This is a genomic window from Neobacillus terrisolis, assembly GCF_051233475.1.
In the GTDB taxonomy this organism is placed as follows: Bacteria; Bacillota; Bacilli; order Bacillales; family Cytobacillaceae; genus Bacillus_BU.
This window is the reverse complement of the sequence record NZ_JBKFGH010000016.1, coordinates 102,352-124,047: the sequence shown is the minus strand read 5'-3', so window position 1 is coordinate 124,047 and position 21,696 is coordinate 102,352. Positions and strand designations below refer to the sequence as shown.

Below are 21,696 nucleotides of genomic sequence, written 5' to 3'. Positions count from 1 at the left end.
CTAAAGAACCTTACTTAAGAAAGACTTCGTTCTACCATGTTGAGGGTTACCAAACAATTCATTTGGTTCATTTTCTTCTACAATAAACCCTCCATCCATGAAAATAACACGGTCACCTACTTCACGTGCAAAGCCCATTTCATGGGTTACCACAACCATGGTCATTCCCTCTTTTGCTAACTGCTTCATTACCTCTAACACATCACCGACCATTTCAGGGTCCAGTGCAGAAGTTGGTTCGTCAAATAGCATAATTTTTGGATTCATGGCGAGTGCTCTAGCAATGGCCACCCTTTGTTTCTGTCCACCGGATAACTCTCCTGGATAACTATTTGCTTTTTCTCGCAGTCCTACTTTGTCGAGTAATTCAAGCGCAAGTTTTTCGGCAGCGGCTTTCTCGGCTTTTCGAATTTTAATGGGTCCTAAGGTGATGTTCTCTAAAACTGTTTTATGCGGGAATAGATTAAACTGTTGAAATACCATTCCCACTTCTTGTCTTACATTGTTTATATTTATTTTTGAATCTGTTATATCATGTCCATTAATTACAACTTCTCCACCCGAGATGTCCTCAAGGCGGTTTAAACAACGAAGAAACGTACTTTTACCCGATCCGGAAGGACCAATTACACAAACTACTTCTCTTTCTTTAATCTCCGCGTTAATGTCTTTTAATACTTCTAATTTCCCGAATGATTTACTTAAGTTTTTTACAGAAATAATGCTCATCGAAGCTGAATCCTCCTTTCGACGAAATTAGCAAGCAATGTTAATAAATATATAACAATAAAGTATATGATACCAACTGTAAGCCAAATCTTAAATGCCTCAAAAGTTGCCGATGCTTGAATCTGCCCTTGTTGAGTTAAGTCTGCTATCCCAATTACGGATAATAGTGAAGTATCTTTTAAGCTTATGATGGACTGGTTTGTAATGGTAGGAAGCATTCTTCTAAACGCTTGCGGAAGTACAACAAATCTCATCGTTTGAGCGCCAGTAAAACCAATTGATCTTGCAGCTTCTGTTTGACCTTTATCAATCGATTGAATTCCAGCTCTAATGATCTCAGCAAAGTATGCACCTGCATTAATAGCTACGGTGATGATCCCTGCGGTAGTGTTATCAAGCGACACTATTTGTAATGAGTTAATACCAAAATAAATGAAAAACAGTTGAACAATAAATGGAGTCCCCCGAATGGTATCAACATAAGCCTTTGCAATTACATTCAAGATTCTAATTGGCGCAAGTCTTAATAACGCCACGGCCAAACCAATTAAAAAACCTAGAATGATAGCAATAACAAAGATATATAGTGTTACTTGAACTCCCTTAATTAACATAGGTAAAGCTGACATAATTACGTCCATTCTTTCATCCCCTTTCAATAAAAGAAGGCGCGCACTAGCGCGCCTTACAGTTCTTAGCTTTTATTCACCAAGATAAGATTTAATGATTTCATCATATGTTCCATCTTTTTTAAGCTCTTCAAGACCTTTATTAATTTTTTCTAAAAGATCCTGATTTTTACCTTTTAAAACCGCAATTCCATATTGGTCTCCATTTAATCGATCGCCCACGATTTTTAACCCTAAATCTTTCTGTGCAATCGCATATGAGATAACTGGATAATCTTCGATAAGTGCATCAGCATTGCCGTTCGAAACTTCTTGGAACATTGCTGGACTATCGTTAAATTGTACAACTTCAATCTCTAATTTAGCTGCATTATCCTGTGCATATTTAGCACCTGTTGTACCTTTTTTAACTGCAACTTTTTTACCTTTAAGATCATCCACAGATTTAATTATAGAATTATCATTTTTTACAACTACTGTTAAGCCGGCATCAAAATATGGTGTTGAAAAATCTACTATTTTCTTTCTATCCTCTGTAATACTCATTCCTGCGATGGCAACGTCAAGCTGATTTGCTTGCATAGCTGGAATAATCCCACCAAAATCCATTGGAGAAAGTTCGATTTCAAAACCTTGATTTTTTGCAATAGCTTTAATTAAATCAATATCAATCCCTTTATATTCATTGCCCTCTTTAAATTCAAACGGAGGATAAGTGGTATCGACACCTACTTTATATACTTTATCATCTTTCTTTTCTTCATTTGCAGCGTCCTTGTTTCCACATGCTGCAATAAAGAGAGAAAGAATCAATAATAAACTAAAAATACCAAATTTTTTCATTCAAAACACTCCCCAGTAATTAATATGTGTCACTTTATCTCACATATATAAAATAACTAAATTATATCAAAAAAGCAATAAAAATTTATAAACCATCTAATAAATATATAAAATCAACAGGTAATATATATAAATCTTTATTTGTTAAAAATAAATATATTAAAATTAATTATATTGTAATAACAACAAAAAAGACTAACTTGAAGGGTCCTTCTTCCGCTTTGTCATATTCCTTAAAAGGAAAATGTATAAACGATGAATTCAGGACCCTATAAGTCAGCCTTCATTTTTATAATGTAGTCGTATTTTCTTCGGTCAAGCCATCTTCTTTAAAGATTAGGATTACTCTTCCGCTATCTGTTTCATCAAATACAAAAGAACCGTTTTGGTATCTGTCGTTATAGCGTAGGTCTCCTGCATTTAAAGTTTCAGTTTGGCCTTTCTCCGAAACAACATAAATGCGATCCAGGTCATAAACTGTTTCAAATCCAACCACTCGATGAGGATTTGATTTTAACTCACGCAAAACGACAACACCACGTTTGGCGCGGGTTGCTAATTCAAACTCACTTAGCTTCATTTTTTTCACTGCACCACGTTGAGTCGCGATGACGATTGATTGCTTATGATCCTCGTTAATGAGTTTGCCGCCAACGACAAAATCACCATCTTTTAAGTTCATACCTTTAACACCAGCAGCACGTGCCCCCACTATACTTACTTCCTCTTCCTTAAACCATAAGCAATAGCCTAAGTGAGACATCATGAATATTTCCTTAGAGCCATCTGTAATATGGACATCGATTACTTCGTCATTTTCCTTTAAGTTAATCGCAACCAGTGGCTTAGAATATCGCTGTGCTTTATAGTGAATTAATTCAGTCTTTTTGACCATTCCATTTTTCGTCACAAACAATAAAAATTGGTTAGTATTAAAATCCTTGATCGGAATGGCCTTGAGAATGGATTCGTCACGATCAATCGGAATGATATTGGCAATATGCTGCCCGAGATCCTTCCAGCGGATATCTGGAAGCTCATGAACAGGGCAATATAAGAAATTCCCCTTATTCGTAAAGAGAAGCAGAACATCCGTTGTATTCATATCAAGCTTAGCTAATAATCGGTCCGAGTCCTTAATCGCAAAGTCTTGACCGTTTGAGGCTGCAAAGGAGCGTTGGCTTGTCCGTTTAACATACCCTTGGCTCGTAACGGTAACAATGACATCTTCATTTGCTACCATGACCTCAAGATTAATTTTGATTTCCTCAATTTCCGCTTGAACGACCGAGCGTCTTTCATCGGCAAATCGCTTTTTCACTTCTTTTAAATCTTTTTTGATAACACTTAATAGTTTTTGTTCGCTGTTTAAAATCGAGGTGAGTTCTTCGATTTTTTTAGCAAGCTCCTCTGCTTCGTTACGCAGTGCGGTAATGTCCGTATTCGTTAAACGGTAAAGCTGTAACGATACAATGGCTTCAGCTTGAGGTTCTGTAAATTGAAATTTAGCGATCAAATTATCTTTTGCGTCCCGCTTATCTTTAGACGCTCGAATGGTTGCAATGACCTCATCGAGTATCGAGAGAGCTTTCATTAAACCTTCGACAATATGCTGGCGTTCGCTTGCTTTTCTAAGTTCGAATTTTGATCTTCTGGTGACTACTTCCTTCTGATGCTCGATATACGAGGTTAGAAGTTCTCTTATTCCCAGTAGCTTTGGCCGCTTATTATGTATGGCAACCATATTAAAATTATAAGGGATTTGCAGGTCGCTGTTTTTATATAAATAATTTAACACGCCTTCTGCATCCACGTCTTTTTTTAGTTCAATGACAATTCTTAAACCAGTCCGGTCTGTTTCATCACGAACCTCTGAAATCCCCTCAACCTTCCGATCAAGGCGGAATTCATCCATTTTTTTAACCAAATTGGCTTTGTTCACTTCAAAAGGAATTTCCGTAATAACGATCTGCTGCTTGCCGCCGCGGACGGTTTCAATTTCAGCTTTACCGCGAATAATGATTTTCCCTTTGCCTGTCTCATAGGCTCTTTTTATACCGTCAATACCCTGAATAATCCCGCCTGTTGGAAAATCAGGTCCTTTCATTACAGTCATTAACTCATCCACTGTAACCTGAGGGTTATTCATTTTCATAATGACAGCATCAATAACCTCGCCAAGGTGATGAGGTGGAATTTCCGTTGCATAACCTGCAGAGATTCCCGTTGAGCCATTAACTAACAGGTTCGGATACATCGCTGGTAAAACAGTTGGTTCTTTCGATGTATCGTCGAAATTCGGAATAAAATCTACGGTTTCTTTTTCAATATCTCTTAACAGTTCACCTGAGATGGCGGAAAGCCTTGCTTCCGTATAACGCATCGCTGCTGGGGGATCCCCATCCACGCTTCCGTTATTTCCGTGCATCTCGATTAGCAGATTACGAACCTTCCAATCCTGACTCATACGCACCATCGCTTCGTATACCGATGAATCACCGTGCGGGTGATAATTCCCGATAACGTTACCGACTGTTTTTGCAGATTTCCGAAAGCCCTTTTCATGCGTATTTCCTTCTACATGCATCGCATATAAAATTCTTCGTTGAACGGGCTTTAAGCCGTCCCTTGCATCCGGCAGGGCACGTTCCTGGATAATATATTTACTGTAGCGGCCAAAACGGTCGCCTAAAACATCTTCAAGAGGAAGATCGCGGAATTTTTCTACTTGGTTCATACTTCGGTCTCCTCCTCTGCAACGCTAATATTCTCATTTTCAAGGATACTTCCATCCTCTTCTAAACCAAATGCCACATTGGATTCAATCCATTTCCGACGCGGTTCTACTTTATCACCCATCAGCGTTGTAACGCGGCGTTCAGCACGAGCAGCATCATCAATCCGGACACGAATAAGCGTTCGTGTCTCAGGGTTCATTGTGGTATCCCAAAGCTGGTCTGCGTTCATTTCTCCAAGCCCCTTGTAGCGCTGGATGATGTACCCTTTACCAACTTTTTTAATCGCTGATTGGAGGTCATCCTCACCCCATGCATACTCGATCACTTCTTTTTTGCCAGTCCCTTTACTCACTTTGTATAACGGTGGAAGCGCGATAAACACTTTTCCCGCTTCAATTAATGGCTTCATATAGCGGTAAAAGAAGGTAAGCAACAATACTTGGATATGCGCACCGTCCGTATCGGCATCGGTCATAATAACAATCTTGTCATAATTTATGTCTTCAATACTGAAATCCGCACCGACTCCTCCACCAATGGCGTGAATAATCGTATTGATTTCTTCGTTCTTAAAGATATCGGAAAGCTTGGCTTTTTCCGTGTTGATGACTTTACCTCTTAGTGGAAGAACCGCTTGGAACCTCCGGTCACGGCCTTGTTTCGCCGAACCTCCTGCAGAATCTCCCTCAACTAAATAGAGTTCATTTTTTTGGGGATTTCGTGATTGTGCGGGTGTTAGCTTACCAGAAAGAACCGCCTCTGAACGTTTACGCTTTTTCCCGCTTCTGGCTTCTTCACGTGCTTTACGGGCAGCTTCGCGAGCCTGATAAGCCTTTATTGACTTTTTAATGAGAAGAGAGCTAATATCAGGATTTTCTTCAAGAAAATAAGAAAGATGCTCTGACACAACAGCATCCACTGCGGAGCGCGCTTCACTTGTCCCTAATTTTCCTTTTGTTTGTCCCTCAAATTGCAGCAATTCTTCAGGAATCCGAACGGAAATGATTGCCGATAAACCCTCACGGATATCTGCACCGTCGAGATTCTTATCCTTTTCTTTTAACAAGCCTACTTTTCGAGCATAGTCGTTAAAGACGCGGGTCATTGCAGTCTTTGATCCTGCCTCATGTGTTCCGCCATCTTTCGTACGGACATTATTTACAAATGAAAGAACATTCTCGGAATAGCCATCATTAAATTGGAAGGCAAAATCTACTTCAATTCCGTTTTGCTCCCCTTCAAAGCTTACAACCGGATGAAGTTCGTCCTTTTCCTCATTTAAGTACTCGACAAATGCCTCAATCCCGTTTTCATAATGAAAAACCTCTTGAACATCGTTTCGTTCATCGATGATTTCAATTTTCATACCCTTTAGCAAAAAGGCAGATTCCCGCAAACGCTCACACAACGTTTCGTAATTGAAAGTGGTTGTTGAGAAGATGGTTGAGTCTGGTTTGAAATGAATCGTCGTCCCTGTTTGGTTTGTCTTGCCGGTTTTTTCTAAGGTTGTTACAGGTTTACCGCCATTTTCAAAGCGCTGTTCATAAACAAATCCGTCGCGTTTAATCGTAACGACTAACCATTCGGATAGTGCGTTTACGACAGAAGCACCTACTCCATGCAATCCGCCGCTTGTTTTGTAACCGCCTTGTCCAAATTTTCCACCTGCGTGAAGGACGGTTAAAATAACTTCCGGTGTAGGTTTGCCCAATTTATGCATACCTGTAGGCATTCCTCGACCTTTATCCTGAACGCTGATCGAGTTATTTTTGTGGATCTTTACAATTATGTGATTTCCGAAACCGGATAGAGCTTCATCAACTGAATTATCTACGATTTCATAAACGAGGTGGTGAAGACCGCGGGCATCGGTGCTGCCAATATACATACCAGGCCTCTTACGAACTGCTTCTAATCCCTCGAGCACCTGTATGGCGTCATCATTGTAATCAAATACTGGTTGGTTTCTTGCCACGAACATACCCCTTTCATACTTGCGAAACAACAAATCTGATTTAGATCTATGTTGTCAAACTTGATTACTAATTCGTCTAATTGATGGTATTTTCCTTTTTGTTTCTGGAAAATAAATTTTCAGAACGAACGTTCGAACTATAATATATTACCATATTTAATCAAGAAATCTACGCTTTCTTTATTGTATCGATTTATTTCTTTTTGGCAAACCGTTCTTTCAATTGCCACCAATTTGTAGAAATTTCATCTCTGGGAAAATGTTAGCATACGCTCCCATTGAGAACGTTCAAAATAAAATAAGAGGCATGAGACAGTATGTGTCTCATGCCAAATCAATTTCTTTTATTTTCTTGTTAATGCATGTTCAACCTTAATGCAGCGATCCATAATCACTGTGTAGCCTTTTTCTTTCAAATTTTCATAAACTTCTTCATGTGCTAAACCAAGCTGTGCCCAAAAAACATCTGCATCGACCTGAAGAAACTCCTTGGCTACCTCAGGCAAATATTCTGAACGGCGAAAAACATTGACTATATCAATATGACCTTCAATTTCGTTTAAATGCGCAAAAGCTTTTACACCAAGGATTTGATCGGCTCGCGGGTTAACAGGAATAATCTCATATCCAGCATCTTGCATAGCTTTAGCCACCATGTAAGAAGTACGTTCGGGATTGTCGCTAAGGCCCACTACGGCAATTCTTTTGGCTTTCTTTAAAATAACTCCAATTTCCTCACGACTTGGGTTTTCAATCGCCACGTTCATCCACTCCTAATAATTTTCGTTTTGTAACATTATTTTACAATTCTCTTTGATATATTCCTATTAACTTGCTTGAAATATAAGTATCATAGAAAATTGTTGTTGCTCATTCGGAGAGTTTTAAACGATGTACATGGAGGCAAACCTTTTATTCCTCCAAGCTATCGTTCACTGGCCATTGAAGTGCAGTCCATGCTGTCTGATCTGCAAAATAACGAGACCAGCTTGCCAAACCGGCTAGCCTATACTTATTTGCCAGTTCAGCACGTTTTTTTAATGATACTTCGTCCTCTAGCCAGACTTTATAGGTCGCGTTTTCCTCAACCGAGGCATATTCCACATAATTTTGTCCTGATGCATCATCATATACAGGTGTTAATTGATGCTGATCGATCCATTCTTTTATTTCTTGCATTGACTTTGCATTAGAAGAAATCGTTTTAGACCCATCTGATGCGATTTCTTCTTTCCAAAGCCTTGTATACAGTGGTACGCCCAGAACTAATTTTTCATTTGGGACCACCTTAAGTAAACTCAACAGATTTTTTTCCACCCATGGTATACTAGCAACACTTCCAGCAACTGGTGATTTACCCCAATGCTCGTCATAAGCCATCACAATCAAATAATCAACAATCTCGGCAAGCTTATCCCTTTCATAAAAACCCGACCAATTTCCACTCCCGGAAATAAAGGTGATATCCATTGACACATACAGTCCTGCTTCATGAAAATATGGAGTTGCTTCCCGGACAAATTGAGTAACGAGTGGACCATCTACGCTTCGAACATTTTCAATATCGATATTAAAGCCATCTAATTCATACATTTGACTAAAATGAAGAAGCTGGCGGATGATATTTTGTCTCGTTTCAAAATTGCTAAAAGCAACATGAGTAAGGTCAGGCTCGAAATTATTCGAAAACAAACCCCAAACTTGATAGCCTTTTGATTTAGCCCATTTCACATAGTCAACGGACGCCAGGTTATCAACATCTCCATCCTGACTGCCCAGTTTAAACCAAGTCGGCGAAACGATATTAACTCCTGGCATTTCCAAAATGGTGTTCGTGTTTGGATTTTTCGTATAAACTGCTTCCCATGTCAAATGGAGCGGGCCATTTATAGGGGTAAGGTGTGGTTTTTCAATTTTATGCTCAACCTTTATCTTCTCGGTTGTTTCAGTTGTAACAAACTGTTTTTTTAAATAGCCTGCTATGCCATTTTCTTTTCTAACAAAATAGTAATCTCCCTTTTCTGCTTCGACATATACCCTTTCGTTTGCAACAGTTTGTGCAGTATAAGGAGACCGTAATGTGGAGTCACTTCTTAAGCGCAGCTTTTCTTCGTGTACATCTTTATTGATAACCCTTGCGTGATTCCGCTCCTCCCCATTTCTTTGGATAAGAATGGCTTTTGTTCCATCAAGGGTTTCGTATCGAATTGGATAAAAAGGCAAAATGGTTTCAATCGCAATATAGTGTTCTCCGTCTTTCTGTTTGAAGGCAGGAATTTCAAGGTTCACTGGTTTTTGGTTAACATAATACGTTAACGATTCTGAAGGCATTTGCACCACTTTATTTAAAGTTGTAATAATAATCGACTGCGACTTTTCATCAAACAAGATGGTCTCATCGATCGCTTTTAAGAACGTTAACGGTAAATATATCGTATCATTTTCAATAAGTGCATTACCCGTTTGTTTTCCTAGAAATAAAATAGGGTGTTCCCCCTTAAAATAGCTCGTTTTTTCCGATGAAGCAAACGGATAAAAAAATAACAGAATGCTAGAAATCACCATTAGCACCCCGACTATTAATCCCGACACCTTCAGACCGGTAGGAATCGATTTTTGTTTATGATAGGAAACTCGTGCCAGAAACATCTCCTCCTTGTTTTAATTTCTTTTAAAATACTATTTTATCTTATCAAAGGATGATCATTAAAAAAACAAATATGGTCATACAAGGAAAATGCGATGGATTCCTCATGGAGTTTTTTCGAAAAGATGGTACAATAATAAAATGAATTAAGTTTGAAGGAGAAGTTTTCATGGCAATTAACGCAGGTCTTATCATCATCGCATACTTACTTGGCTCTATACCTTCTGGATTAATTATTGGGAAGGTTTTTTATGGAATTGATATTCGAGAACATGGGAGCGGAAATTTAGGTGGCACGAATTCATTTCGAACACTAGGAAAAAAAGCAGGTATCGCTGTTACCTTATCAGACATTTTAAAAGGAACATTGGCTGTTTTATTAGTTAAATGGTTTGGTCATGACTTTCACCCGCTAATCGCAGGAGTTATAGCCGTAATTGGACATATGTATCCGATTTTTGCTGGATTTAGAGGCGGTAAAGCAGTTGCAACGTCTGGTGGAATTTTACTAGCATATGCCCCATTTATGTTTATTATATTATTGCTTGTATTTTTTATAAGTCTTTACATAACCAAATATGTTTCTCTATCATCCATGCTAGCAGCGGTAGCCTCACTCACCTATTCGATTATCATATGGGATCCCCCACTCATCATCGTGGTTTCAGTGTTGAGCGCATTCGTCGTTTACCGACATAGAGCGAATATTAAAAGGATTATCGATAAAACCGAACCAAAAATAAAATGGCTATAGTAAAACGGAATATTAACTTAGCCTTATAAAAAAGAACCATATAATTCTGTCAGATTGTCGAGAAAAGATATTTTTCTCGGCAATTTTTATTTGGTCAGAATGTAAAAACCATACTTATCGACTTCTCTGTAAATGGACCTGTTGATTTCCGCTGCGGGCACTCGCGCACCTTAGGGGAGCTCCTGGAGCCTCCTCGGCGCTTTGGCGCCTGTGGGGTCTCCAGTGACCTCTATTTCCCGCAGGAGTCGAGTGCCCTCCGCTCCAATCAACAGGGAGGGAATCAACCTAAAGTATTACAACACATATTTTTTAGAAAAAATGAAAAATCTATATTTGTCATTTAAACGAAAAGAGTGGTTGTCTGGAACTAATTCATCAATAGAAACAGATCCATATTTACTTGGCTAGACTTTATTGTTTAAACATCGATTTCTTCTCATATTTAATTATTTATAGTTAAGATGAAGGTCTTTATTGATAACACCTGTTGATTGGAGCGGAAGGTGCGAAGACTCCTGCGGGAGCAGCGGGACAGGTGAGACCCCGCAGGAGCGTTAGCGTCGAGGAGGCTCAGCGCCCGCCCCGCGGAAAGCAAAGCACCTGGAGCGCAAATCAACAGACTTGTTAAAAAGCCTATCGAACGTTTTTTGACAGTCTGAAGAGCCTTAGGGTTCTTTTTTTGTTGCCTTCATCGAATGTGTTAAAAATGAGATAAAAAATGACAAATTTTCTGTAAATTCTTGTTTTGAAATGGGTTTTTTTGGTATGATGATAGTTGTAAATGTGATAATAGTCACAGTTAAACGACGTTTTATTTTTTCAACAATCGACATATTTTCGTTCATTTCATCATATATATTTTGTAGATTAAAAGAAAAACAAATCGAACTGGTATACTCAAAACCGGTAAATATAAGGATGGTTGGTTATGCATATGGAAAATTCTTTTTTTGAACAAATACCTTTTCCTTACTTTATCATTGATGATGAATATCGGATTGTGTTCTCATCAAAATCTGCAAATGTTAAATTTCCACCTACTGCTTCGTTTATTGACATAGTCCATTCTTCACAATGGACCACATTCCTTACTTTTATTCGTAATATCGATGAAACAGCCTTTTTGGACATAAAATTGGCAGCTATGGGAGATGTAATAGAGTTCTATCAAGTTTATAAATTATCTTCCAATGAAGGGAATATACATTTGTTTTGTATACCAAAAGAAGCAGCTTCTCCGGAAATTCACGACATATTAGACTCTGTAGAGCAGAAAATATCTAATCTTAATATAGAACTTGAAGCGAATAAATATAGTTTTGACCAACAGGTGTCTGAGATTAAAGAAGCGGCGATTCTCTCAGATCATTTGGCAACAATCGGACAGCTTGCCGCTGGGATTGCCCATGAAATTCGGAACCCATTAACGACAGTAAAAGGGTTTATTCAACTCATTCAACCCCATTTAGCTGTAATCGGCAAAGAAGAATATGCAATCATTGCATTAGATGAAATTAACCGGGCCAATGACATCATTTACGAATTTTTAAATGCTGCAAAACCACAACAAAACAAAAAACAATTTACGAACATCAATAAATTAGTACATGACATCATGATGTTGTATGAAAGTGAAGCCATTTTGCGGGGAATAGATTTTGAAACCCGATTAGTTCATGACAATCTGAGTTTATACATTGACATAAAACAAGTAAAACAGGTCCTAGTCAATATAGTTAAGAATGCAATTGAAGCGATTGAAGACAATCCCTATGCAGAAAAAGGGCAAATTCGCATTACAACGGAAATGAATAACGGGTTTGCGGTCATATTTATCGAGGACAACGGGGTGGGTATGGAACAAAAGACTATCGATAAGCTCTTTATGCCTTTTTTTTCTACAAAAGAAGCGGGTACTGGAATCGGTTTAACCGTTTGTAAAAAAATCATCGAAGACCATGGTGGTACGATCCAAGTGTCTAGTACACCCTATCAAGGAACCGCTTTTCAGATAGAGCTCCCCATCTTTCAAAACAAAATATGATTCATTAATTTGTCAAAAAATATAAATAATTCCTTCCAAAAACAGGATAAAATAGAACTAATCCATTGAGGAAGGTGTTATTATGAAAAGTTCAAACGTGACTGAAGAAGATTTCATCTTTTCTATTACGGCGTCCAGTTCAAATGGTCCAGTAGATGAATTCCTTTTAGAACTATTTGATTACTCGCCGACCCTGTCATGCGATGGTGCGCCGAAAAAAGTAATTAAAAACTTTGATGAGCTTATTGATTTTTTTGAGACGATTGAATAAATGAAACGATTTTTCATATTTAAAGGGTCTGACTCACTAAGTATGAACGAAAATAGGCTGTAGCACCTATTTTCGTTAACTAGTGGAGTTATACTCTTTTTTTTGTAGTTTTTTATCGGTCACAGGTTAAACTCTTAATAATTGAAATCTGCCATTACCTAGTACATCTTTTACATAATCTAGTTTCGTTTGATTAAAATAAACAACATCACGAGGTTGAATTAAAAATTGAATATTTTCAAAGGTATGAATTTCATCATTTGTAATCGGCTGCTCTTCCAGAGACAACTTTAACTCAGGTCCGCCTCAACCGATACCCATACTTAACCTTACATATAATTGCTCATCAGCTGTCTTTTTTTCTTTTTCAATCGCTTTTTCTATTAATTCATACGCACTTCCTGTTACTTTGATCAACCCTACTCCCTCGCTTTCTTAGAGACTTTCGTTCACTTAATTTGTAGCTGTAAAGTCATGTCACCAAAACCTTACTAAATGTATTATAGTAAGGTTAGGATTATTTGTTTATTAATTTGCTCAAATCATATACTTTTATTAAGGAGATTTTCATGAAAAACACAGTAAAAATATTTATTAGTTTAGCTATAGCCATCATTGTTTTCATTACATACTTTTTTCTTCAAGGAAAAGAATTAGCTAACAAGAATAAAGAACAGGTTGAAGTAGCCCTTCATTCAGCCCGCAACACTACCGCTTCCGCAAAAGAAATGCAACAGACTGCAACCATTGGCGCGATTGGTGATATTTTAATCCATGATTGGGTTTATGAAGATGCGAAAACCGAGTCAACGTACGACTTTAAACCTATGCTTTCCAATATAAAGGGGGCTATGCAAAAGCCAGATTTTCTCATTGCCAATCAAGAAACTATCCTCGGCGGAGTCCAAATGGGTCTATCCAGTTATCCGACCTTTAACAGCCCACAGGAGGTTGGCGATGCCTTTATCGATGCTGGGGTTGATTTCGTTTCAACCGCTAACAATCATAGCCTTGATAAAGGAGAACGTGGTATTTTAGCTGAAATCGACTATTTCAACCGGGTTGGACTTCCTTATGTCGGTGCTTTTAAGGATGAAAAGGACCAACAAACATTGCGTATTATGAATGTAAATGGAATTAAGATCGCCATTTTGTCTTATACATACGGTACAAATGGGATTCCGATTCCTGAAGGAAAGAACTACTTAGTAAATTTAATTGATAAGGAAAAAATGAAAGAAGAAATAAACCGGGCTAAACAAGCGGCTGATCTAGTTATTATGAGCATGCATTGGGGAAACGAATATCAACGTACTCCTTCGCCACTCCAAAAGGAACTGGCACAATATCTTGTAAACGAAGGTGCAGATATTATCATTGGCCATCATCCCCATGTTTTACAACCAATGGAGTGGCTTACAGACGAAAGTGGTCAAAAAGCATTTGTTATATACTCTCTTGGTAATTTCCTGTCAGGACAAATGTATGATTATAAGGATATTGGTGGTCTTGTCACAATCGATATTAAAAAATCGATTCTTCAATCTGGTGTTACCATCGAGCTTTCCAATCCTACATTTATGCCAACATACGTTTCTAACCAAAAACTAAAAAATTACCGAGTTGTTCCTCTTAAAGAGGCAGAAGACTACGGGTTACCGAATGCAAGTGCAAAAAATGATGAAATTATGAATCATATGACACAATGGCTCCACGAATAAAGTGGAGCTTTTTTGTATATGTTACCTTTATCACTCGAGGAAGAATTTCAACCATTTTTTTATATAAGTTTCGTGGCAAAAGTATTACGGATTCATGAAAATAGCTAGGAAGCAGCTTAGAACCATCGACAGTCCTTCCTACCTTTTTTATAATTAAGGCATACCGAAGGGAGGAGTTTTCAGCATGAAAATCCACATTAGTAACGAAGCAGCAGATTGGTATAAAGATGAATTGTATTTAAAAGAGGGAGATTTCGTTCGCTTTTTTGCCCGCTATGGAGGCGTAAGTACAGTTCAACAAGGTTTTTCCCTCGGTCTTTCTACAGAAAAACCTGAGGATATCGGAGCACAACAAGTAATCGATGGTGTTACTTTTTTTATCGAAGACAAAGATATTTGGTATTTTGACGATAAAGATCTTTATATTGATTTTAATGCAAAATATGCGGAGCCTGAATTCCGGATTTCATAATAATAAAGAAGTAGACCCGATACTAGTCGGTAATAACAATTTCTCTTTAAAAAAAACAAGCAGGCGATTAATTGCCTGCTTGTTTTGATTTCTCTTTTGCTACCAAATTAAATGGTCGAGGCCCTCTTTTTGAAGAATCGTTTTTTGCTTGTCACCCAGTAAATCAAAATGAGGATAGCTTTTGTCCCTTCCATCAATCCACTCCGGTTTTAAGCCGTATTGGTTCCCCCATTCAATCAATTTATTTATATCACTGCAGCCAACTTTTGTAACAGTTTTACAATGCGGAAATCGATCGTCAATCCAAAAATGAGTAATAAAGGCAATCTGACCTTCAGATACCCTTCTTTTCCACTCCACTAATTCTGACCGCTTAATTCCGAATGCCATATCGTCACCTCTACCTAAGCAAGTTTATTCTGTTTTTTTGGCATTTTCATAGGCCTGATGCCAATCTGGATAAGTACGTTTAATTGAAATTGGACGGAAAGTCTCTTGTTTAACACATACATGTTTAGATTTCCCTGTAACAGCTAAATCACCGCCACCGGTGTAAATTTCGTAGCCATAGGTTACTCGGAAACCATCATATTCTTCTATCCATGTTTTTATCGTTGCAGATTCGCCGTAGCGAAGAGGTTTTTTATAGGAGGCTTCAATATCAATTACGGGAGAAATAATACCGTCTTTTTCCATCTCTGCATAATTATATCCTAGGTCTTGAATTAATTTTGTCCGGCCTAGTTCCATCCAAACTAAATAGTTCGCATGATAAACGACTCCCATTTGATCGGTTTCTGCGTACCTTACCTCAATTTCCTTCGTTGAAACAAGCATGGTTTACTCCCCTTTTTCTAATACTTCTTTGCTTCGTTTTCATAATAATTATCTTATCATAACAAGCTTAGATTAAAAGCAACCTGCTCATTTATTAACATATAACTTGAATTTTTGTTAATCGAAGGTACAATAAAAAGACCTATCCATTACAGACAGGTCATCAAAAATGAAAATATCAATACATGTTAACGGTCTTTTTGTGCACGCGCCTCATCTTTTACTTCTAAACGCATTGCATCAATCGCCTCTCTGCGCCGGTCATTCTTAGCAGCAATTTGCTCTCTTTCTTCACCACTTGCAAATTCCATTGCCGCTTCAGCTTCTTCCATGTTTTCAATCGTATGAACGATCATTTCTTGAAGCTTTTCTACATTATCGCTACGATCATCGGGTTTCGGTCTATTGTTTGCCATCCTTAGTCCTCCTTAAATTTGCTTTGTTACAGAATTAGTTTGTAACGAAACAGGAAAAATATAAAGGAAAACTCTGGAGATTTTATGCATTATACGTACCATCGGCTTTGGCTAATCGGCAGACAAACAAAAAAACCCACCATCGCGGCGGGTTAGCTAACTTGAGAATATATATTTACTCCCCTTTTGTTTGGATGACTTGGGCATGTTGTCCGGATGTATCCTGCATTTTCTTCCCTTTATTGCCTCCAAAACCACGGGGTTGCGTACCTAGGGTTTCAGGAACAAAGGCTTGACTTCTTCTTTTCTGCTTTCCCATTTGAATCCCTCCTCAAATGTTAGCTTACCCAGTAGGAAGGAATATAAGTAAGGAAATGCATCCAATATTATTCAGCTTTTTCCAATCTTTTTTCCTCGATACGAGTTTCTATTTTCTCCATTGCAGCACGATCACTCAACAGCTGACGTTTATTTTCTAATACAAGTTCTGCAAAGGAACGTTTCCGTGGTTTTCTCATTGTAATCACCTTCCTTGTCCTTATTGTAACAGTTATTCTGCCCGTAATCGGTTACAATTATTACAACTTTTTGAAAATTTCTTTAAGTTTTTTTAATAGTAAAAACCTTAATTATTTTAACATAGTGTAATATAGAGATTTAAAAACAAAAAAGGCTAACCAGCATCATAAGTTGGTTAGCCATTTTTTGTTATTTCGTATACTTTTCCATATCTTCTAATTTCATTTGACCGGTAAATCGATATGTTATGACCCCGTTCTCATCAATAAAGAAAGTAGTTGGAATAGAAACGATCTGATAATTTTTATTCACTTCATTTGTCTCATCCAATAATATCGGAAACGTAAGACCAGTATTTTGAACAAACCCTGCAACATCGTTATTCGTATCCATATTGACAGCCAATATTTCTACGTTATCCTTATTAGCTTCATAAAATTTCTGCATTTCAGGCATTTCGGCTTTACACGGAGGACACCATGTTGCCCAGAAATTCAGCATCACTTTTTTTCCTTTATAATCCGATAATTTTGCCGTTTCACCCGTCAATGTTTTTAACTCAAAATCTGGTGGAGTATTTCCCACTTCTAATCCGGACTTTTGGCTAGTTGCTTTCGTATCCTCTTTATCCATTGCATGCACCATGGCAACGGCAAACAAGGCTACTAATACTACTGCAGCAATTACTTTTTTAACCATGCTGCGCCTCCTTTAATTTTCACCGAAATTCTTGTCCACTTTTAGCTTTTTTGGACCACGGTCATAAGCACTTGGTAAGCACTTCCGTGTTTCTTATTAAAAGTATTTTAACCTAATTATTGCTGAAAAATAAAGAGATAAACATAATAAATATGTTACAATTCCCTGAATCTAATAAGAACCGTGACTTAGTCACATTAATAATAATAAAAGGCGTCCGATCAAATTTGACCGGACGCCTGTAAAGAATAAATTATCCTTTAATCTTTTCGCGTAATACCATTTGAAGGATACCACCATGGCGGTAGTAGTCAATTTCAACTTCTGAATCAAAGCGAACAAGAACTTCGAATTCTTTCTTGTTACCAGCTTCATCAGTAGCTGTAACTTTTACAAAATCACGTGGTCTTACGTTTTCATCAACTTGAACTTCGATTGTTTCTTTACCAGTCAAGCCAAGTGTTTCAGCGCTTTCGCCTTCTTTGAATTGAAGTGGAAGAACACCCATTAACACTAGGTTAGAACGGTGGATACGCTCAAAGCTTTCAGCGATAACTGTTTTAATTCCTAAAAGGTTTGTACCTTTAGCAGCCCAGTCACGTGAAGATCCCATACCGTAATCTTTACCAGCTAGGATGGCAAGACCTGTGCCATCAGCTTTGTATTTCATACAAGCATCAAAGATTGACATTACTTCGCCAGTTGGCCAGTAAGTAGTGAATCCACCTTCAGTGCCAGGAGCAACTTGGTTACGGATACGGATGTTTGCGAATGTACCTCTCATCATAACTTCGTGGTTACCACGGCGAGAACCGTAAGAGTTGAAGTCACGTGGAGAAACGCCTTTTTCAAGCAAGTATTTACCTGCAGGAGTATCTTTACCAATAGAACCAGCTGGTGAAATGTGGTCAGTAGTTACTGAGTCACCAAATTTACCAACTACACGTAAACCAGTTAATGGCTTCACTTCATCTGGATCAGCTTTTAAGCCTTCGAAGAATGGAGGGTTCGCAATATAAGTTGAATCCTCATCCCAAGTGTATAAAGGCTCATTGCTAGTTTTAATTTCGTTCCAGCGAGCATTATCGCCAAATACGTTTTCGTATTCTCTGCGGAACAATTCAGGTGTAACAGTTTGCTTAACCACTTCATTAACTTCAGCAGTAGTTGGCCAAATGTCATTAAAGAATACATCTTGACCATCTTTGCCTTTTCCAATTGGATCCTTTTGAAGGTCAATGTTTACGTTACCTGCAAGAGCATACGCCACTACAAGTGGTGGTGATGCAAGGTAGTTACCTTTTACAAGCGGGTGGATACGTCCTTCAAAGTTACGGTTACCTGAAAGTACAGAAGTAACTAAAAGATCGCTATCAGCAACAGCTTTTTCGATTTCATCTTTTAATGGACCGGAGTTACCGATACAGGTAGTACAGCCGTATCCAACAGTGTTAAAGCCTAATTGCTCTAGGTATGGAAGTAAGCCAGAATCGCGAAGATATCCAGTTACAACCTTAGATCCAGGAGCCAAGGAAGTTTTTACGAATTTAGGAACTTGAAGTCCTAGTTCCACTGCTTTCTTAGCAACTAAACCAGCGCCAACAAGAACGTATGGATTAGAAGTATTTGTACAGCTAGTGATTGCAGCGATTGCAATAGCACCAGATTTCATAACTGTTTCGTCACCACTATTAAACTTAACAGTGATTTCTCTGTCAAGTTCAGCTTCAGTTAAACCAAAGCCTTGGTTTCCTTGTGGAGCGCTTACTTGAGCTACGAAAGTTTCTTTCATTTTTGAAAGAGGAATTAAATCTTGTGGACGCTTAGGACCAGAAAGATTTGCCTCAATCGCAGAAAGATCAATTTCGATAACCTTAGTATAAACAGGTTCATCGCTAGGATTTAAGAATAAGCCGTTTTCTTGACAATATTTTTCTACTACTTTAATTGCTTCTTCATCACGACCAGTTAAACGTAGATACTCTAAAGATTCACCATCGATTGGGAAGAATCCACAAGTAGCACCATATTCTGGAGCCATGTTCGCAACAGTAGCACGGTCAGCTAATGGTAGGGCAGATACGCCAGGTCCGAAGAACTCAACGAATTTACCAACTACACCAGCACCGCGAAGTACTTGAGTTACTTTTAAAGCAAGGTCTGTAGCTGTAGCACCGTTTGGAAGCTCACCAACAAGCTTAACCCCGATTACTTCTGGAACTGGGAAGTATGAAGGCTGTCCAAGCATTCCTGCTTCCGCTTCGATACCACCAACACCCCATCCAAGAACACCGATACCGTTGATCATGGTTGTATGAGAGTCAGTACCTACTAATGTATCAGGATATGCTTCAAGGTCTCCATCTTCAGTAGTTGCAACGTGGACAACGTCAGCAAGATACTCAAGGTTAACTTGGTGAACGATACCAGTTGCTGGTGGAACAGCACGATAGTTGTTGAATGCTTTTTGTGCCCAGCTAAGGAATTGATAACGCTCAGCATTACGTTCAAATTCCAATTCCATATTTGCTTCTAAAGCAGAAGCCGTACCATAGTTATCAACTTGTACAGAGTGGTCGATGACAAGGTCAACCGTTTTTTCAGGGTTGATTTTGTCTGGATCTCCACCCATATCAGCCATTGCCTTACGTAAAGAAGCAAGGTCAACTACAGCTGGTACACCAGTGAAATCTTGCAAGATAACACGTGAAGGTTTGAAAGGAACGTCGATTTCCTTTACTTCACTTGTTCCCCATTTAGCAAGGTTTTCAACATGCTCTTTTGTGATAACACGGCCGTCATATTGACGAAGCACTGATTCAAGCAATACTTTAATGGAATAAGGTAGTCTAGAAATATTACCAAGACCCGCTTCCTCTAAAGCGCTTAAACGATAATAGTTGTACGTTTTTCCGTTCAGTTCAAACGATGCACGTGATTGGAAAACATCATTTTTTGACAAAACATCATTTTTTGCCATATGTATTACCCCCTATTCGTACTCAATTATACCAAAACAAGGTAAATTGTCGAAAAGTTTGAATTTTCTCGCCCATCCTAACTTTTCTTGCAATTCCAATTTTAATACAACATCCGTTATAAGTAAATAACAAGAAAGTTATTGACTTTTATAAGTTTATCTTATTGTATTAATGATTTTTAATGTGTTTAGATAAGAAACATAGAAACAATGCCCCTCGATTTTCTTCCGTTTATTATTTACCCCACCAAAGTATTATTTCACTAAAATAAAATTCCTACTGAATGACTTTTTATGATAAGGAAAAGATAAACAAGGAGGTGAAAATATTGTCAAAAAGAAAAGCAAATCATGTGATTCCTGGGATGAATGCGGCCAAGTCTCAAGGAGTTGGTGCAGGATATAATGAGGAATTATCGAATGAACCATTAACAGAAAGACAACGACAAAATAACAAAAAACGGAAGAAAAATCACTAATATAAAAATAAGGCTGACTCATCGGCAAAATTCCCGAAATTGAGTCAGCCTTATTAGACGGAGTTTACTCTGATAAATTTGCCTCATGAATGATGGTTTCCAGGTCAGATCGGAACTTTTCGAGTTGGTCTCTCTGATGATCGGATGCCACTTCTAGAGCATTTTCAATTTGTTGGTACGCTTCATTTACTTCTTCCCATAAATGCTTTAATTGGTGACCGTAACTTGAACTATCCTCAACGATTACATTATATAGCCCTCGCGCTTCCTCAGTACTTTGCTGAGCAGCTTGAAACGCCTGTTGTTTATTTTTATGATATGGCATGAATTTTCACTCCTAATACAAGATACCGTTAAATTGTGCAGTTTGCTGAAAAATATTCAGTATAATAATCCGTTAAAAATCCAAGCTAAGTTTAGGAGGGATGCAAAATGAATAAAAATAATGGGAAAGATATGCGGAGAAACGCTCCAAAAGGCGGCAACAGTGGTCAACCCGCCCCCCTTAGCGGTTCTCACAAAGTAAAGAATCGGAACCATACAAGACAAAAGCACAACTCCCACCATGATATGTAAAATAACCCTTTATCGATAAATAATAGGCTGTTTAAAGAGGAATGTTGATTTTTGTGCATTCTGTTGATTGGAGCGGAAGGTGCGAGACTCCTGCGGGAGAAGGTGTCACGTGAGACCCCGCAGGCGCTATGACGCCGAGGAAAAGGAAAAGCGGAAGCGGCTTGCCCAGGGGCGACAGGCATAAGACGAGCCGGCATGAAGGTCGGTCTTTGACCTTCTTGACGGATTGGCTTATGACCCCGAGCCCCTAGCCACTGCAGCTAGACAGGCTCACGGACTCCCCCGCGGAAAGCGAGCGCCTGCAGCGTAAATCAACAGCAAATTAAACACAGCCAAATAAAAAAGAGGCAAAATCGAAATCGATTTT

General features: G+C 38.4%; 23 protein-coding genes. 7 read left to right on the top strand and 16 right to left on the bottom strand.

Going from position 1 to position 21,696, the window contains the following annotated elements:
• From ACI48O_RS11510 to ACI48O_RS11480, 7 genes are all read right to left on the bottom strand, one after another.
• A complete protein-coding gene (locus tag ACI48O_RS11510) occupies nucleotides 1–729 on the bottom strand; it encodes an amino acid ABC transporter ATP-binding protein (RefSeq protein ID WP_435561949.1) in 729 nt (242 codons plus the stop codon).
• Nucleotides 726–1,370, bottom strand: a complete 645-nt coding sequence (locus tag ACI48O_RS11505) for an amino acid ABC transporter permease (RefSeq protein ID WP_435561948.1) — start codon at nucleotides 1,368–1,370, stop codon at nucleotides 726–728. The genes ACI48O_RS11510 and ACI48O_RS11505 overlap by 4 nt, the downstream gene beginning before the upstream one ends.
• A gap of 60 nt (nucleotides 1,371–1,430) precedes the next feature.
• On the bottom strand, nucleotides 1,431–2,201 hold the full coding sequence (locus ACI48O_RS11500; RefSeq protein ID WP_435561947.1) for a transporter substrate-binding domain-containing protein: 771 nt from the start codon (nucleotides 2,199–2,201) through the stop codon (nucleotides 1,431–1,433).
• Between the two features lie 289 nt (nucleotides 2,202–2,490).
• A complete protein-coding gene (gene parC, locus ACI48O_RS11495) occupies nucleotides 2,491–4,938 on the bottom strand; it encodes a DNA topoisomerase IV subunit A (RefSeq protein ID WP_435561946.1) in 2,448 nt (815 codons plus the stop codon).
• The gene (gene parE, locus ACI48O_RS11490; protein ID WP_435561945.1) at nucleotides 4,935–6,914 is read right to left on the bottom strand and encodes a DNA topoisomerase IV subunit B; all 1,980 of its coding nucleotides are present in this window, start codon (nucleotides 6,912–6,914) and stop codon (nucleotides 4,935–4,937) included. The genes parC and parE overlap by 4 nt, the downstream gene beginning before the upstream one ends.
• 344 nt (nucleotides 6,915–7,258) lie before the next feature.
• A complete protein-coding gene (locus tag ACI48O_RS11485; protein ID WP_435561944.1) occupies nucleotides 7,259–7,675 on the bottom strand; it encodes a CoA-binding protein in 417 nt (138 codons plus the stop codon).
• Between the two features lie 151 nt (nucleotides 7,676–7,826).
• Entirely contained in the window at nucleotides 7,827–9,563 is a 1,737-nt protein-coding gene (locus ACI48O_RS11480) for a glycosyl hydrolase family 18 protein (RefSeq protein ID WP_435561943.1), read from the bottom strand.
• A 167-nt stretch (nucleotides 9,564–9,730) separates the two neighbouring features.
• Between ACI48O_RS11480 and plsY the strand changes: the two genes are divergently transcribed.
• The 3 genes from plsY to ACI48O_RS11465 all read left to right on the top strand — a co-directional run bounded on the left by plsY (nucleotide 9,731) and on the right by ACI48O_RS11465 (nucleotide 12,630).
• Nucleotides 9,731–10,315, top strand: coding sequence for a glycerol-3-phosphate 1-O-acyltransferase PlsY (gene plsY / locus ACI48O_RS11475; RefSeq protein WP_435561942.1), 585 nt, complete (start codon nucleotides 9,731–9,733; stop codon nucleotides 10,313–10,315).
• Between the two features lie 928 nt (nucleotides 10,316–11,243).
• Nucleotides 11,244–12,359 carry an ATP-binding protein gene (locus ACI48O_RS11470; RefSeq protein WP_435561941.1) on the top strand — a complete coding sequence of 372 codons (1,116 nt, stop codon included), beginning with the start codon at nucleotides 11,244–11,246 and terminating at the stop codon, nucleotides 12,357–12,359.
• Between the two features lie 82 nt (nucleotides 12,360–12,441).
• On the top strand, nucleotides 12,442–12,630 hold the full coding sequence (locus tag ACI48O_RS11465) for a hypothetical protein (protein WP_435561940.1): 189 nt from the start codon (nucleotides 12,442–12,444) through the stop codon (nucleotides 12,628–12,630).
• A 126-nt stretch (nucleotides 12,631–12,756) separates the two neighbouring features.
• Here the strand turns inward: ACI48O_RS11465 and ACI48O_RS11460 are convergent, their stop codons facing one another.
• Complete coding sequence (locus tag ACI48O_RS11460; RefSeq protein WP_435561939.1) at nucleotides 12,757–12,918, bottom strand: hypothetical protein; 162 nt, start codon at nucleotides 12,916–12,918, stop codon at nucleotides 12,757–12,759.
• 281 nt (nucleotides 12,919–13,199) lie between these two features.
• Between ACI48O_RS11460 and ACI48O_RS11455 the strand changes: the two genes are divergently transcribed.
• A complete protein-coding gene (locus tag ACI48O_RS11455) occupies nucleotides 13,200–14,351 on the top strand; it encodes a CapA family protein (protein ID WP_435561938.1) in 1,152 nt (383 codons plus the stop codon).
• A 184-nt stretch (nucleotides 14,352–14,535) separates the two neighbouring features.
• Nucleotides 14,536–14,823 (top strand): HesB/YadR/YfhF family protein, encoded by a 288-nt coding sequence (locus tag ACI48O_RS11450; protein WP_435561937.1) that lies wholly within the window; start codon nucleotides 14,536–14,538, stop codon nucleotides 14,821–14,823.
• A gap of 99 nt (nucleotides 14,824–14,922) precedes the next feature.
• Here the strand turns inward: ACI48O_RS11450 and ACI48O_RS11445 are convergent, their stop codons facing one another.
• From ACI48O_RS11445 to acnA, 7 genes are all read right to left on the bottom strand, one after another.
• Nucleotides 14,923–15,213, bottom strand: coding sequence for a hypothetical protein (locus ACI48O_RS11445; RefSeq protein ID WP_435561936.1), 291 nt, complete (start codon nucleotides 15,211–15,213; stop codon nucleotides 14,923–14,925).
• Between the two features lie 24 nt (nucleotides 15,214–15,237).
• Complete coding sequence (locus ACI48O_RS11440) at nucleotides 15,238–15,660, bottom strand: acyl-CoA thioesterase (protein WP_435561935.1); 423 nt, start codon at nucleotides 15,658–15,660, stop codon at nucleotides 15,238–15,240.
• A 188-nt stretch (nucleotides 15,661–15,848) separates the two neighbouring features.
• Nucleotides 15,849–16,076, bottom strand: a complete 228-nt coding sequence (gene tlp / locus ACI48O_RS11435) for a small acid-soluble spore protein Tlp (RefSeq protein ID WP_435561934.1) — start codon at nucleotides 16,074–16,076, stop codon at nucleotides 15,849–15,851.
• A 175-nt stretch (nucleotides 16,077–16,251) separates the two neighbouring features.
• Nucleotides 16,252–16,395, bottom strand: coding sequence for an acid-soluble spore protein N (locus tag ACI48O_RS11430; RefSeq protein WP_435561933.1), 144 nt, complete (start codon nucleotides 16,393–16,395; stop codon nucleotides 16,252–16,254).
• Between the two features lie 67 nt (nucleotides 16,396–16,462).
• Nucleotides 16,463–16,594, bottom strand: a complete 132-nt coding sequence (locus ACI48O_RS11425; protein WP_435561932.1) for an FbpB family small basic protein — start codon at nucleotides 16,592–16,594, stop codon at nucleotides 16,463–16,465.
• A 190-nt stretch (nucleotides 16,595–16,784) separates the two neighbouring features.
• Complete coding sequence (locus ACI48O_RS11420; protein WP_435561931.1) at nucleotides 16,785–17,294, bottom strand: peroxiredoxin family protein; 510 nt, start codon at nucleotides 17,292–17,294, stop codon at nucleotides 16,785–16,787.
• A 253-nt stretch (nucleotides 17,295–17,547) separates the two neighbouring features.
• On the bottom strand, nucleotides 17,548–20,256 hold the full coding sequence (acnA, locus tag ACI48O_RS11415; RefSeq protein ID WP_435561998.1) for an aconitate hydratase AcnA: 2,709 nt from the start codon (nucleotides 20,254–20,256) through the stop codon (nucleotides 17,548–17,550).
• A 347-nt stretch (nucleotides 20,257–20,603) separates the two neighbouring features.
• On the opposite strand from acnA, the gene sspO reads away from it, so the two are divergent.
• Nucleotides 20,604–20,753: a small acid-soluble spore protein O gene (gene sspO, locus ACI48O_RS11410; RefSeq protein WP_435561930.1), complete on the top strand. Its 150-nt coding sequence runs from the start codon at nucleotides 20,604–20,606 to the stop codon at nucleotides 20,751–20,753.
• Between the two features lie 64 nt (nucleotides 20,754–20,817).
• Here the strand turns inward: sspO and ACI48O_RS11405 are convergent, their stop codons facing one another.
• Nucleotides 20,818–21,078 carry a hypothetical protein gene (locus ACI48O_RS11405; protein WP_435561929.1) on the bottom strand — a complete coding sequence of 87 codons (261 nt, stop codon included), beginning with the start codon at nucleotides 21,076–21,078 and terminating at the stop codon, nucleotides 20,818–20,820.
• Nucleotides 21,079–21,185: 107 nt separating this feature from the next.
• On the opposite strand from ACI48O_RS11405, the gene ACI48O_RS11400 reads away from it, so the two are divergent.
• A complete protein-coding gene (locus ACI48O_RS11400) occupies nucleotides 21,186–21,329 on the top strand; it encodes a small acid-soluble spore protein P (protein ID WP_435561928.1) in 144 nt (47 codons plus the stop codon).
• Nucleotides 21,330–21,696 lie beyond the last annotated feature (367 nt).